The 12,482-nt window shown below is 71.2% G+C and carries 13 protein-coding genes and 1 pseudogene; 6 read left to right on the top strand and 8 right to left on the bottom strand.

Translation table 11 applies throughout. From position 1 onward, the window contains the following. Positions 1-133: 133 nt before the first annotated feature. Positions 134-1,198, bottom strand: a complete 1,065-nt coding sequence (locus tag ACFU97_RS13220; protein ID WP_384254912.1) for a DUF2332 domain-containing protein — start codon at positions 1,196-1,198, stop codon at positions 134-136. A gap of 94 nt (positions 1,199-1,292) precedes the next feature. Next, on the bottom strand, positions 1,293-2,006 hold the full coding sequence (locus tag ACFU97_RS13215) for an SDR family oxidoreductase (protein WP_384254909.1): 714 nt from the start codon (positions 2,004-2,006) through the stop codon (positions 1,293-1,295). A 101-nt stretch (positions 2,007-2,107) separates the two neighbouring features. On the opposite strand from ACFU97_RS13215, the gene ACFU97_RS13210 reads away from it, so the two are divergent. Further along, the gene (locus ACFU97_RS13210; RefSeq protein WP_384254906.1) at positions 2,108-2,719 is read left to right on the top strand and encodes a TetR/AcrR family transcriptional regulator; all 612 of its coding nucleotides are present in this window, start codon (positions 2,108-2,110) and stop codon (positions 2,717-2,719) included. A gap of 78 nt (positions 2,720-2,797) precedes the next feature. Here ACFU97_RS13210 and ACFU97_RS13205 read toward each other — a convergent pair whose 3' ends face one another. Beyond that, positions 2,798-3,598 (bottom strand): hypothetical protein, encoded by an 801-nt coding sequence (locus ACFU97_RS13205; RefSeq protein WP_384254903.1) that lies wholly within the window; start codon positions 3,596-3,598, stop codon positions 2,798-2,800. 165 nt (positions 3,599-3,763) lie between these two features. Between ACFU97_RS13205 and ACFU97_RS13200 the strand changes: the two genes are divergently transcribed. Both ACFU97_RS13200 and ACFU97_RS13195 read left to right on the top strand, forming a co-directional pair. Beyond that, a complete protein-coding gene (locus ACFU97_RS13200; protein WP_384254900.1) occupies positions 3,764-4,453 on the top strand; it encodes a response regulator transcription factor in 690 nt (229 codons plus the stop codon). Continuing rightward, positions 4,437-5,861, top strand: a complete 1,425-nt coding sequence (locus ACFU97_RS13195; protein WP_384254897.1) for an ATP-binding protein — start codon at positions 4,437-4,439, stop codon at positions 5,859-5,861. The genes ACFU97_RS13200 and ACFU97_RS13195 overlap by 17 nt, the downstream gene beginning before the upstream one ends. An 18-nt stretch (positions 5,862-5,879) precedes the next feature. On the opposite strand, the gene ACFU97_RS13190 is transcribed toward ACFU97_RS13195, so the two are convergent. From ACFU97_RS13190 to ACFU97_RS13180, 3 genes are all read right to left on the bottom strand, one after another. Continuing rightward, entirely contained in the window at positions 5,880-6,104 is a 225-nt protein-coding gene (locus ACFU97_RS13190) for a hypothetical protein (RefSeq protein WP_384254894.1), read from the bottom strand. A 44-nt stretch (positions 6,105-6,148) separates the two neighbouring features. Further along, entirely contained in the window at positions 6,149-6,385 is a 237-nt protein-coding gene (locus tag ACFU97_RS13185; RefSeq protein WP_384254892.1) for a hypothetical protein, read from the bottom strand. Positions 6,386-6,553: 168 nt separating this feature from the next. Continuing rightward, positions 6,554-7,576: a DNA-directed RNA polymerase subunit alpha gene (locus ACFU97_RS13180; RefSeq protein ID WP_384254889.1), complete on the bottom strand. Its 1,023-nt coding sequence runs from the start codon at positions 7,574-7,576 to the stop codon at positions 6,554-6,556. A 195-nt stretch (positions 7,577-7,771) separates the two neighbouring features. Between ACFU97_RS13180 and ACFU97_RS13175 the strand changes: the two genes are divergently transcribed. Together ACFU97_RS13175 and ACFU97_RS13170 are read left to right on the top strand one after the other, a co-directional pair. Then, the gene (locus ACFU97_RS13175) at positions 7,772-7,993 is read left to right on the top strand and encodes a hypothetical protein (protein ID WP_384254886.1); all 222 of its coding nucleotides are present in this window, start codon (positions 7,772-7,774) and stop codon (positions 7,991-7,993) included. A 310-nt stretch (positions 7,994-8,303) separates the two neighbouring features. Then, a pseudogene (locus ACFU97_RS13170) lies at positions 8,304-8,869 on the top strand (hypothetical protein); the annotation flags it as partial. Positions 8,870-8,994: 125 nt separating this feature from the next. Here ACFU97_RS13170 and ACFU97_RS13165 read toward each other — a convergent pair. Next, complete coding sequence (locus ACFU97_RS13165) at positions 8,995-9,735, bottom strand: VOC family protein (protein WP_384254883.1); 741 nt, start codon at positions 9,733-9,735, stop codon at positions 8,995-8,997. Positions 9,736-9,781: 46 nt separating this feature from the next. Between ACFU97_RS13165 and ACFU97_RS13160 the strand changes: the two genes are divergently transcribed. Further along, a complete protein-coding gene (locus tag ACFU97_RS13160; protein WP_384254880.1) occupies positions 9,782-10,675 on the top strand; it encodes a GNAT family N-acetyltransferase in 894 nt (297 codons plus the stop codon). Here the strand turns inward: ACFU97_RS13160 and ACFU97_RS13155 are convergent. Beyond that, entirely contained in the window at positions 10,665-12,473 is a 1,809-nt protein-coding gene (locus tag ACFU97_RS13155; protein ID WP_384254877.1) for an alkyl/aryl-sulfatase, read from the bottom strand. The genes ACFU97_RS13160 and ACFU97_RS13155 overlap by 11 nt on opposite strands. Positions 12,474-12,482 lie beyond the last annotated feature (9 nt).

Genomic DNA, 12,482 nt, shown 5'->3' with positions numbered 1-12,482 from the left:
TTGATGCGATCTTGACGCGCCTGCCGGGGTGCGTCAGCGCGCCGCCAGCCGCCAGCCGAAGCACGGCCAGGGATCTGCCGAAGCACCGCCCGCAGTCCGCCGAAGCACCGCCAGGATGCGAGAACGCGCGCCGCTAGGAGTCGGCCAGCCACGCCAGCAGCCGCCCCCGCGACCAGCAGCGGCCGACGGCCTCGGCCTGCAGAGCCGAGTGCCGGAACACCGCCACGCCGAGGATGCTGTGCCCGGAAGCGCGCCGGTCGCCCATCGTCGGCACCGCCGGCGCGACGCCCACCCCCTCCACCGACACCCACGCCACCGCCCGGTCGGTCGCCGCCTCGTCGAGGCACTGCAGGAAGCGCAGCCGGCTCTCCAGCGGGAGCCGGGACAGGGCCCATGTCGTGGTGACCACCGGCAGCGCACCCTCGGGCACCCGGGCCAGCGCCTCGGGCAGCATCTCGACCGCGTCCCCCGTCAGCAGCGCCGGAGGAGCCGTCGCCGCCAGCGCCAACTCCGCCGCCAACTGCGCGGCCCGCTCCGGCTGATCCGGGGGCAGGCAGGCGCGCAGCCAGCGGGCCTCGTCCGGGTCGGTCACGTCGACCGGATCGCCGTCGACGCCGACACGGGCGACGACCTCGGGCAACGCCCTTGCGGGCAGGGGCCGTTCTCCCACCACCGAGGCCGAGAACCGCACCGGGGACGAGGCGTCGCCGAGCACCTGCCCGTTGCCGTAGGCGACGCCCACCCGATCGACGTTGAGATTGAGCCCGGCCGAACAGCCCACGTCGACCAGCCCGATCGCATCGGCGCCCACCCGGTGCGCCGCCTCGGCGACGGCCGGATACAGCACGGCGCACCGCCCGGTCTCGTCGGCCCGCGGCTTGCGTCGTACGGCGACGGCCACGACCTCGTCGGCCCTGCGCACCAGCGTGTCGACCGCCGCGTCGGCGGCGCCATCCAGGTCCCCGGCCGCATAGGCCGCGGCGAGCGCCGGGGCGCGTCCGGCGAGGGCCAGGTCGTGCAGTGCGGCGAGGACCACGGCGGGCTGCCGCTTACGAACCGGCGCCAACTCGATGGCCCGCAAGGCCACTTCGGACTCACTCAGGGCGACGGCGACGCGCGCGTACAACGGCGACGCGCCGGCTCCGTCGACCTCACCGAACCGCCGGTACACCTGCGCGAGTGTGCGGGCCTTCCCCACGGGTACGGCGCCTCCTGCGGTCGGTCGGCCCTGAGGACCCGGTGAGTCTAGTGCGATGACCGTTCCCGGTGAGAGCCCGGTGGGGCACCGCCTGTCAGGCGCGGGCGTGCACGCCGATGCCCCCGGAGACGACGAGATCGTCGCCGGTGATGTAGCCGGCGGCATCCGACGCGAGGAACGCCACGGCCTCGGCGATGTCGGCGGGAGCACCGACGCGGCCGAGCGGGACGTCCCGGCCCCAGGCGTCGAGCATGTCCGGGGAGACACCCATCCTGGCGTAGACGGGCGTGTCGATCAGCCCCGGGCTGACGGCGTTGACGCGGATGCCGCGAGGGGCGAGTTCCAGCGCGAGGGATCGCATGAGGGGCAGCAGAGCACCCTTGGCGGCGGTCATGGCGGCTCCGACTCCTTCGCCGGCGCCGATGGTGAACACGACGGAGGCCCCTTTGCTGAGGAGGGGGAGCGCCTTTTGCAGCGTGAAGAAGGTGCCCTTGACGTTGATGTCGAACAAGGCGTCGAAGGCGTCTTCGTCGGTCGACTCGATCGGGCCCGGTCGGGAGACACCCGCGTTGAGGAAGAGCAGGTCGAGGGAGCCGAGGTGCCGGCGCGCCCGGTCGATCGCGTGGTCGATGTCCGCCAGGGACCGCGCGTCGGCCCGGACGGTCACGACGTCCTCGGGAAGTCCGGCGTCGGCGTGGTGGGTCACTCCGGTGACCATGACGCGGTAGCCGCGGGAGCGGAGCAGTTCGGCGGTCGCCTTGCCGATGCCGCTGGTTCCACCGGTGATCAAGGCTGCGGGTGCCGTCATGGTGCGTTCCTTTCGTCTTTTTGACAGCGTACGACCGTCTGGCAGTGACTGCCAACCTGCGTGCGAGCGTCACCTTGGCAGTGCTGGGCTAACCTGGGGGGATGAAGCGGCAGGAAGCCAAGGCGGCGACGGGCGCACCGGCCACGCTGTGGGACCGGACCCGGCAGCTGGCCTCCCAGGAGATCCTCGAGACGGCCCTGCGCCTGTTCACCGAGCAGGGCTACGACGAGACGACCATCGCCCAGATCGCCCGCGAGGCCGGCGTCTCCCAGCGCACCCTCTTCCGCTACTTCGGCGCCAAGGAGGACCTGCTCGGCGGCGGCCAGGAGCGGTTCGGGCAGGTCCTGGCGGCCACCGTCGGCGAGCAGCCCGCCGACGCCGGCGTCTGGGAGGTCCTGCGCGCGGGAGTCGCCGCCGTACTGGCCCTGCACGACAGCCGCGAACAGGCCCTGGAGCGGTTCCGCCTCCTGCACAACACCGCCTCGCTGCGTGCCGGTTGGCTGGAGAAGCGGCTGCGGTTCCAGGAGGACCTGCTGCCGCTGATCGAGGCGCGCATGGACGCTCCTGCCGGCGGCGGGGATCCCAGGGCCCGCGCGGTGATCGCGACGGCGTTCGCGTGCCTGGATGCCGCCTCGATGGCGTGGGTCGACCGCGACGGCGAGGGCGACATCATGGATCTGTACGACGAGTGCCTGGCCGCGGTGCGCAGTTGACGCGCGGCGGGTGTCGGTCGGCCGAGCCGGCCGGGGGAGTGGAGGTGCGTCCAGCGGCGTCGGCGGGGCACCGGGCTCTCACCCGCCCCCGTTACGTATCGCGGTGAGCACGTTCTCCTCGAACGGGCCGCCCTTGACGGTGACTTCGCGCACGGTGCCGATGCCCCTGACGTAGTACTTGTTGTCCACGACACCCGGCTCCAGCGGCGTCCATTCCTTCGTGCGCAACGCCCCCTCGAAGGACTTGTAGGGGACGGAGACTCGGGAGCTCAGGTCCAGGACCTGGAAGCGGTCCTCGGCCTGACCGGGGTAGAACTCCTGCTGCCCGGTGGCGCCGGGCACGGGACGGGCGGGCAGGAAGACGCCGGGGCGTGCGCCGTCCCGCCCGGCGTGCCAAGTGCCCTCGGTGGACAGCATGTTGCCGTGCTCGTCCAGCTCGGCGGTGTCCTCGCCAAAGTACCAGACGGTGCCGGCGGCGTCCTGGCTGTAGTAGTCGCGGGTCGACTCACGGAGCGTGCCGCCGACGTAGAGGCGGTCCGCGACGACGCGGCAGGGGACACCGGTGATCTTCTGGATCTCGCGGGTGGCCGTGAGGTACTCCGTGGACTTCGCGCCGTCCTTGACGCCGCTGTAGACCAGCGTCCTGCCCGGCGGCAGGGGGAACCACGGGTTGTCGACGGTCGCCGAGAAGCCGCGGGGCGGCGGACTGGTCGTCGCGGACGGCGCGGGGTGACGGCTCGGGCCTGACGGCGACGAGCAGGCGGCCGTCGTGACCGCGGCCAGGCAGCCGGCGGCGACGGTGAGAACCAGGGCCCTGCGCGCCGGGCCCGTACGGATCATGATGCTCGTGGCGGTGCGGCCCACACCGGTGCGGATCATGCGAACTCCCTGGTCGGGCGATGGGCTTTCAGCCTCCTCGCGCCCGCCTAAGGGGACCCTGAAACGCCCGGCCGCACCGCCCGTGCCCCCGCCCCGACCGACTCAGCGTCTCCTTATCGGCCGCGCACTACGCTGGGCGCAGCGGAGCCTGCGCGAGGAGGCGCCATGCGGATTCTCGTGGTCGAGGACGAAGGGGCGATGGCGCAGCTGCTGCGGCGTTGCCTGGAGGAGAACGGCTTCGCCGTCGACGTGGCCGCCACCGGAGAGGACGGCCTCTGGTACGTCGGGGAGACCGACTACGACGCGATCGTCCTGGATGTGATGCTGCCGGGGATCGACGGATTCGGCCTGCTGCGCGAGATCCGGGCCGCCGGCCGATGGGCGCCGGTGCTGCTGCTGACCGCGCGGGACGCCGTCGAGGACCGGGTGCGCGGTCTCGACCTGGGCGCGGACGACTACCTCGTCAAGCCGTTCGCGTTCGCCGAGTTGCTGTCCCGGCTGCGTGCGCTGATGCGCCGGGGCGCCCGCGAACGGCCCGCCGTGCTCACCGTCGGCGATCTCAGCCTCGACCCGGCGGCCCGCTCGGTCGCCCGGGGCACCACCCCGATCACCTTGACGGCCAAGGAGTTCGCGCTGCTGGAATGCCTGATGCGGCGGCCGGGCGAAGTGCTCTCCAAGGCCGAACTCATCGAACACGTCTGGGACTTCACCTTCGACGCGGACTCGAACGTCGTGGAGGTCTACGTGGGCTACCTCAGGCAGAAGATCGACCGCCCCTTCGGCCGCCGCTCGCTGTGCACCGCCCGCGGCGCCGGCTACCGGCTGCGGGACGACCATGGTGACCGCGCTCGCTAGGCTGCCCGTCCGGCTGCGGCTGACCCTCGCCTTCCTCCTGGCGATGGCCGTGGTGCTGAGCGCACTGGGCGCTTTCCTCTACGCCCGCATGGGGACGGAGCTGACCCGCGCCGTCGACCTCGACCTGCGCTCGCGGGCCGCGGCCGCCGTCAGCTCGTCGGCCCAGCGTGAACGAGCGCCGCTGGACGCGGGCCGCGGACTCATCGACCCCGACGAGTCGTTCGGCCAGATCCTTCTGCCACGCGGGGACGTCGTCGAGACCACCGCTGCCGTCGCCGCCGCGCCCATGCTGCCGCCGGACATCACACGCACCGTCGTCCGGCCGGTCTTCCTCAGCCGCCGGGTGACGGGTGTCGACGACCCGGCCCGGCTGCTCGCCGTGCCCGTCCGGTTGCCGGGCACCGTCCCCCGGCAGGCCGTCCTCGTCGTGGGCGCACCGCTCGGTGACCGCGCGGAGGCGTTGCACCGGCTGCTGGTCCTGCTGCTCGTAGGAGGTCCACTCGCCCTGATGGCGTCGTCCTACGCCGGCTGGCTCCTCGCGGGCGCCGCCCTGCGGCCCGTCGAACGCATCCGCCGGGAGGCCGCCGTGATCTCCGAGGCCGAGCCCGGGCGGCGGCTGACCGTCCCGCCGACCCAGGACGAGCTGTCCCGGCTCACCGACACCCTCAACGCCATGCTCGCGCGCCTCCAGGAAGCGCTGGAACGCGAGCACCGCTTCGTGGACACCGCCGGCCACGAGCTGCGCACCCCGCTGGCACTGCTGCGGGCCCACCTCGAACTGGCTACGGCCCGCCCGCGCGACCGAACCGAACTCGAAGCCGCCGTCCGCTCCGCCGCCGCCGAGACCGACCGGCTCGTCGGGCTGGCCGAGGACCTCCTCGTGCTGGCCCGCACCCGACAGGGCCGCCTCCCGCTGCGCCGCGAGCCCGTGTGCCTGCCGCAACTCCTCGCGACCGCGGCCGAGGCCTTCCGCGCCCGGGCGACCGCCGCGGGCGCCACGATCACCGTGGAAGCGGCCGACGTCCCCGCCCTCGCCGCGGACCTCGATCCGATGCGCCTGCGCCAGGTCCTCCACAACCTCCTCGACAACGCCCTGCGCCACGCCGGCCCCCACGGCCCGGGCCGGATCACGCTCGGCGCCCGCCGTGCGGACGGCATGGTCCAGATCAGCGTCCACGACCAAGGCCGCGGCTTCCCACCGGCCGTACGCGAACGGCCACCAGCGCCCGTCGCGGGTGCCGCGGGCCTCGGCCTCCCGATCGTCAGCACGATCGCGAGGGCCCACGGCGGTCGCGTAGACCTGACCAACGACCCGCCGGGCGGCGCCCTCGTCACCGTGAGCCTGCCGTGTGCGGACGACGGACAGACCCGCAGACCGAGCGGACAGACCCGCAGACCGAGCGGATAGACCCGCAGACCAAGCAGGTCAGCCGATGGCGTCCGGCCCCCATCGCTCGGGCCCCACGCCACGCCAGTCGATCCACGGCACGCCCGCCACGTCCGCCGGGTCGATCTCCAGACCGGCCCGGCGGAGGAACTCCGCCACGTCGGCCACGTTGTGCGCGAGACCCAGGATCTCGCCGTCCACGCGGACGCGCCGGCCGCCGGTGGGAGACGGCGGGTGGACGATCACGCGTATCGGTCCGGACATGTCCTCAGGATCATCCGGGGCGTACGGCTGCGCATGCCGGCCTGTCATCGACGGAGCCGCTCGCGCACGGGCCCGTCCGACCGTCGTCCCAGGTCACGGAGTTCCCACCAGGCCGCGGGGGAGGGTCGCCGCTGCTGCCAACAGGGGTGGAAGAACGTCTGGGTCGACAGCTGGTACAGACGCCGGCGCAGCTCGGTGCAGCCAGGCCGCCGGGCGAGCCGGCGGTACGTGGCACTCCACTCCTGCTGAGCCCGCGCGAGGTCGTCGGGAAACGTTCGCATGACCAAATTCAATCATGTGTTCGATTTTCTAGGCCAGCGGGACAGGCTTCGGCGAGCAGATTTGGTGGGGCGTACATCGAAAGGCCCCCTCGGGAAGATTCCCGAGGGGGCCTTTCGCGTCCGGCGCCGCTGCTGGGCGCCGATGAGAGCCGGCCTGTCAGGCGGTGCTCAGTACTGCTCGGTCTCCATGAAGCCCGTGCTCGCGTTGTCGTCCGCGTCGAAGGCGTCCACGGCGGCGGTCGGGTCGAATCCGGGCGGGCTGTCCTTGAGCGCCAGGCCCAGGCCGGCCAGCTTCGCCTTGACCTCGTCGATCGACTTCGCACCGAAGTTGCGGATGTCGAGCAGGTCGGCCTCGGAACGCGCCAGGAGCTCGCCCACCGAGTGGACGCCCTCGCGCTTGAGGCAGTTGTACGACCGAACGGTGAGCTCGAGCTCCTCGATCGGCAGGGCCATGTCGGCGGCCAGGGCGGCGTCCGTGGGGGACGGGCCCATGTCGATGCCCTCGGCGTCGATGTTCAGCTCGCGGGCGAGACCGAACAGCTCGACCAGGGTCTTACCGGCCGACGCCATCGAGTCGCGCGGGCGCATGGCCTGCTTGGTCTCGACGTCGACGATCAGCTTGTCGAAGTCGGTGCGCTGCTCGACACGGGTCGCCTCGACCTTGTACGTGACCTTCAGCACGGGGCTGTAGATGGAGTCGACCGGGATCCGGCCGATCTCCTGGCCCACCTGCTTGTTCTGCACGGCGGAGACGTAACCGCGGCCGCGCTCGACCGTCAGTTCCATCTCCAGCTTGCCCTTGCCGTTGAGCGTGGCCAGGACCAGATCGGGGTTGTGCACCTCGACACCGGCCGGGGGCGCGATGTCGGCGGCGGTGACCAGACCCGGACCCTGCTTGCGCAGGTACATCACGACCGGCTCGTCGTGCTCCGAGGAGACGACCAGCTGCTTGATGTTCAGGATCAGGTCGGTGACGTCCTCCTTGACGCCCGGCACGGTGGTGAACTCGTGCAGGACACCGTCGATACGGATGGACGTGACCGCCGCACCCGGAATCGAGGAGAGGAGCGTGCGGCGGAGCGAGTTGCCGAGGGTGTAGCCGAAGCCCGGCTCCAGCGGCTCGATCACGAACCGGGAGCGGAACTCGTCCACGACCTCTTCGGTCAAGGACGGACGCTGAGCGATCAGCACGAGGTAAAGCCTCCAGTGTTTGGCGCCCGCTATGTGACGCTGTAGACACCATGAAGGGTACGGCCGGTTCGGACTTCTTTGACGCCGAACCGCCCTACACCGCCTGTCTGCCCGCCGGCCGCAGGCTCGGCTCCCGCTGAAGGGAGTGCAGGATCAGCTACCACTCTCCCACGTCATGGGCCCATACTGTGGTCGATGACAAAGCCTGCAGGACCTAAGCGCCATCTGCCCACCAGCCCGTTCAAGGCTCCGGTGGCCCCGGTACCCAAGCATTTCGCCGTGGGTGACCAGGTCACGCACGACGTCTACGGCCTCGGGCGAGTGATCGGCATCGAGGACGGAGTGGCGGTGCTCGTGGATTTCGGCTCGACGCGCATGCGGATTCTGAGCCCGTACGCCAAGATGACCAAGCTGTAGAACCGCTGTGCCCGGTCATGGCACGCCAGGTCCCGTCCGGGATCTGTAACCAAAGGGAGACCTCTCATCGAACCTACGTCGCTGTTCTCTGCCCTGGAAGGGCAACCCCGCGGCGCCACCGCGGCATCGCCCCCTCCGGCGACGAACCCCTTCCAGGCCCCCGATTTCGGGGACGACGAGGCCTTCCTCGACGAGGACGCCCAGGAGCCCACCCCGGGCAGGCACGGCGGACGCCGCAGGGCGGCCTAGGGTCTGCGCGACAGGGGATCTCGGGTGGCGTCGGTCACACGGCACCGGAGATCGAGCGAGGTCCCGGGCCCACGAGGGCATGACCACCGAGCACTCCGACCACGACCTGTACGTCGTCCTCGCGGACGGTGCGGAGACGGACCTCACCCGGTTCACAGGACACCGCACTCCACAACTGGACCTCGTCGTCCTCACCCTTGACGAGTTCCGTGCCGCCGGAATGCCCGGTTTCGAGCGATATGCCCTCGCTCGCGCCCGGATCGTGCTCGACCGGCTCGACGGACTCATCGCCGGGATCGTGGCCGACAAGGCACGGCTCACCGCCGATGAAGCGTTCCGGGAGGCGGGCGAATGGCTCGACGCCTACGCCAACTCCCTCTACCGCTCGATCAAGAACGACCGCGACGGGCACGCAACAAGTACCTGGAATGGGAGCTCGCCCGATTCCCGCTGCCCAACTGGGACACCGGACTGCCCCTTGCCACCGCGGACCACATCGCGGCCACGGGGGACGTACCCGCACAACGTCGCCTCTTCGCCCAGGTCGAGACAGCGACCCGACGGTCCGGACACGGCGCGGTACTGGACGCATGGGGCGAGGACCTGCACCTGATGCGACCGCAGTAGAAGCCCACGAAGGTCAGCCCGAGACAGGGACGGCGACAGAGTGGCGTGCGAAACGTACGTTCCGCGAGACGCGTCCTCGCCGACCGTGCCGGACCGGCGAGGTGCAGCAATTGGTTCGGGGCGGTTTACGGCAGCGCCAGTACGCAGAACTCGTGGTCCTCCGGGTCCGTCAGGCAGGTCCAGGCAGTGTTTCCCTGGCCGATGTCCAGGTCCCTGGCGCCGAGGGTTCGCAGGCGGGTGACCTCCGATTCTTTGTCGTCCTCGGGGTAGGGCAGGAGGTCCAGGTGGATGCGGTCCGGGGCCGTCTTCCCGTCCGGGGTGCGGAGGAATTCGAGGTAGGGGCCCGTGGCCCTGGCCGAGCGCAGTGATGCGTGGTCGTCGGCCACTTCGTGCACGGGCCAGTCCAGTGCCTCGCCCCAGAAGCGGGCCATGGCCCGTGGATCCGCGCAGTCGACGACCACCGCCGCAATCGGCCCGGTGTCGCGGTAGATCTCCCGGGGCTCCAGCACGCAGAACTCGTTGGCGTCCGGGTCGGCGAGGACCGTCCACGGCACGTCGCCCTGGCCCACGTCGGCCGGCGTCGCGCCGAGCGTCCTGAGGTGTGCGATCAGGTCTGCCTGGTGGGTCGCGGATGTGGTGGCGAGGTCGAGGTGTACGCGGTTCTTCGTCTTCGGCTTGGGTTCGGGGACCGGGACGACATCGATGCCGAGGAACACCGGGTCCGGCCAGACCAGGCCGCCGCCGGGTCCGACATAGGTGGTCGCGCCGGCGCTGTAGGCACTCCAGCCGAGCGCCTGCGCCCAGAACCGGCCGACCGCCGCAGCGTCGACAGCCTTGATGTTCACCATGACCGGTCGCAGTGCCATGCCGGTGATCCTATGCACCGCCGGGCACCTCGGGGGATCATGCACCATGCGCTCGGACGCCTGGCACTTCACCGACGACATCGATGCGTTCCTCGCCCGCACCGGAGACTTCCTGCGCTCGCGGCCCACCCTGCACAACACCCCGCTCACCACGCTCGAGAAGCTCCGCACGCAAGGGCCGGACGCACTCGGCCCCGGACCCTCCTCCTTCTACGGTCACTTGGAGACGGCCGGTGAAGTTCGTGCCGTTTGTTACCGCCCGCCGACCTTGCGACTGGCCCTCACCCCCCTCCTGCCCGAGCACACCGACACCCTCGCCGCTCGTCTGGCCGGACTCGGCCACCCCGTCTCCGGCGTCACCGCGGACCACGACACCGCCGCCGCGTTCGCCGAGGCATGGCAGCGCCACGCGGCGGGCGTGACGGCGGAGGCCCACTGGTGGGGGCGTCTGCACCGGCTCGGCACGCTGACCCCACCCGAGCCACGCCCGCAGGGGCAGGGAAGAGCCGTGGGTGTGCCGGACCATGCGCAACTCGTCCAGTTCTGCGGCGAGTTCGCCGCCGAGGTCGGTGAGGCCCCCTCCATGGACGCCGACGCCTGGGCGGTGTCGCGCTTCGCCGACAAGCACTTCACCTTCTGGGAGACCCCGGACGGCACCCCCGTCTCCATGGCCGGTTCCACGTCGATGGTCGGCGGGATGATCCGGGTGGACCCCGTCTACACCCCGGCCCACCTCCGCGGCCGCGGTTACGCGGGCGCCGTCACCGTCGAGGTGAGCCGCGCCGCGCTGGACGCCGGCGCCACCGACGTCGTCCTGTTCACCAACCCCGACAACCCCACCAGCAACGCCCTGTACCGGCGCATCGGTTACGTCCCTGTCGCCGACTTCACCGGCTATCGCTTCTCCCCTGTCGACCGGAGGCCCGGCCTCACGGCGTGACGATCGCGAAGTCCGGGTCCGGTTCGTCGAGGACCGACAGCAGTGTCTTCAGTGCCGTCGGGTCGCCCGTGTGCCGGATGGTCTCCAGGCCCTTGCCCGCCAGCATGCCCAGCAGGTCCGCCTTGGTGAGGCTGAGGCCCAGGTCCGCCCCGTCGGCCGGCGAACCGGTGCGGGAGTGGATGAGGACGCCGTTGTGCAGGGTCATGCGGTACATCTCGCCGAGGTCGGTGAAGTGCCAGTGCAGGGTGAGGCTTTCGTCCCAGGCGCGGGGGCCGTTGACGCGGATGGCGAGGGAGTCGAAGACCTGCTCGACGGAGAGCGCGCCGGCCATGCTGCCCGCGCCGAGGGCGGTGCGCTTGACGCCATGGCGCAACTCCTGTGCCCCGGTGAGGTAGTTGTTGCGCCAGGTGGCGCACTCGGCGCCGTGCGCGAGCCGTTCGAAGGTCTGCGCCAGCAACTCCTTGGCGTCGGTGTTGTCGGGGGCGGCGAAGACGGCGTGCTTGAGGAGCTGCGCGGCGAAGCGGAGGTCGCCCGCCTCCAGGTAGCCGCGACCCTTCTCCAGTACGGCGTCGATTCCGCCGATGCAGTCGACGTAGCGCTTCGCCGTCTCGACCGGCGGATGCTCCCACAGGGAAGCCGGGTTGCCGTCGTACCAGCCCATGTAGCGCTGGTAGACGGCCTTGACGTTGTGGCTGACGGACCCGTAGTAGCCGCGTGCGTGCCAGGCGCGGGCCAGGGCCGGTGGCAGTTCCAGGAGTTCGGCGATCTCGGTGCCGGTGTGGCCCTGGTTCGCCAGGCGCAGTGTCTGGTCGTGCAAGTAGCCGTAGAGATCGCGCTGTTCGGACAGGAACGTGCGGATGCGGTCGCGGCCCCAGGTCGGCCAGTGGTGGGAGGCGAAGAGGACGTCGGACTCGTGGGCGAACAGCTCCAGCGCCTCGTGGAGGTAGCGGGACCAGATGCGGGCGTCGCGGACGACGGCGCCGCGCAGGGTCAGGATGTTGTGCAGGTTGTGGGAGGCGTTCTCGGCCATGCACAGGGCCCGGCGCTCGGGGAGCAGGAAGTTCATCTCCGAGGGCGCCTCGGTGTTCGGGGTCATCTGGAAGCGGAACAGGACGCCGTCCAGCGCCTCCTCCTGCCCGGTGTGCCGCACGGTCAGGGTCTCGCGGATCAGCCCGGGCGTGCCGGTGGAGGCCGTGAAGCCGAGTCCGGTGCCGACCAGGCCGTTCGGGCCGCGGTCGAGGTTGGCGCCGGTGTGGTACATGCCGCGGCGCAGCATGGCCGTACCGGCGTAGACGTTCTCGGCGACGGAGTTCTCCATGAAGCCCTGGGGCGCCAGGACCGGGACGTCGGCCTCGCGGTCGAGCACACCGTGCACGCCGCCGAAATGGTCGATGTGGGAGTGCGTGAAGATCACGGCCGTGACGGGGCGGTCCCCGCGCTGTGAGCGGTACAGCTCGAGGCCGGCGCGTGCGCACTCCGCCGAGACCAGCGGGTCGACGACGACGACACCGCGCTCGCCCTCGATCAGCGTCATGTTCGAGAGGTCGTAGCCGCGGATCTGGTAGATGCCGTCGGTGACCTCGTACAGGCCCGCGCGGGCGCAGAGCTGGGACTGGCGCCACAGGCCGGCGTGGACGGTGTCGGGGCGGTCGCCGTCCAGGAAGGCGGTGTCGTCGAAGCTCCACACCACCCGGCCGTCGTCCGCGGTGATGGTGCCGGCGGCGGGCGGCGCCACCAGGCCGCGGTCGGCGTCCTCGAAGTCGGTGCGGTCGGCGAAGTCGGGCATCGTCTCGGTCATGAGGACTCC

It is taken from the genome of Streptomyces sp. NPDC057616, assembly GCF_042800575.1.
In the GTDB taxonomy this organism is placed as follows: Bacteria; Actinomycetota; Actinomycetes; order Streptomycetales; family Streptomycetaceae; genus Streptomyces.
This window is presented reverse-complemented; position numbering and strand designations above follow the sequence as displayed.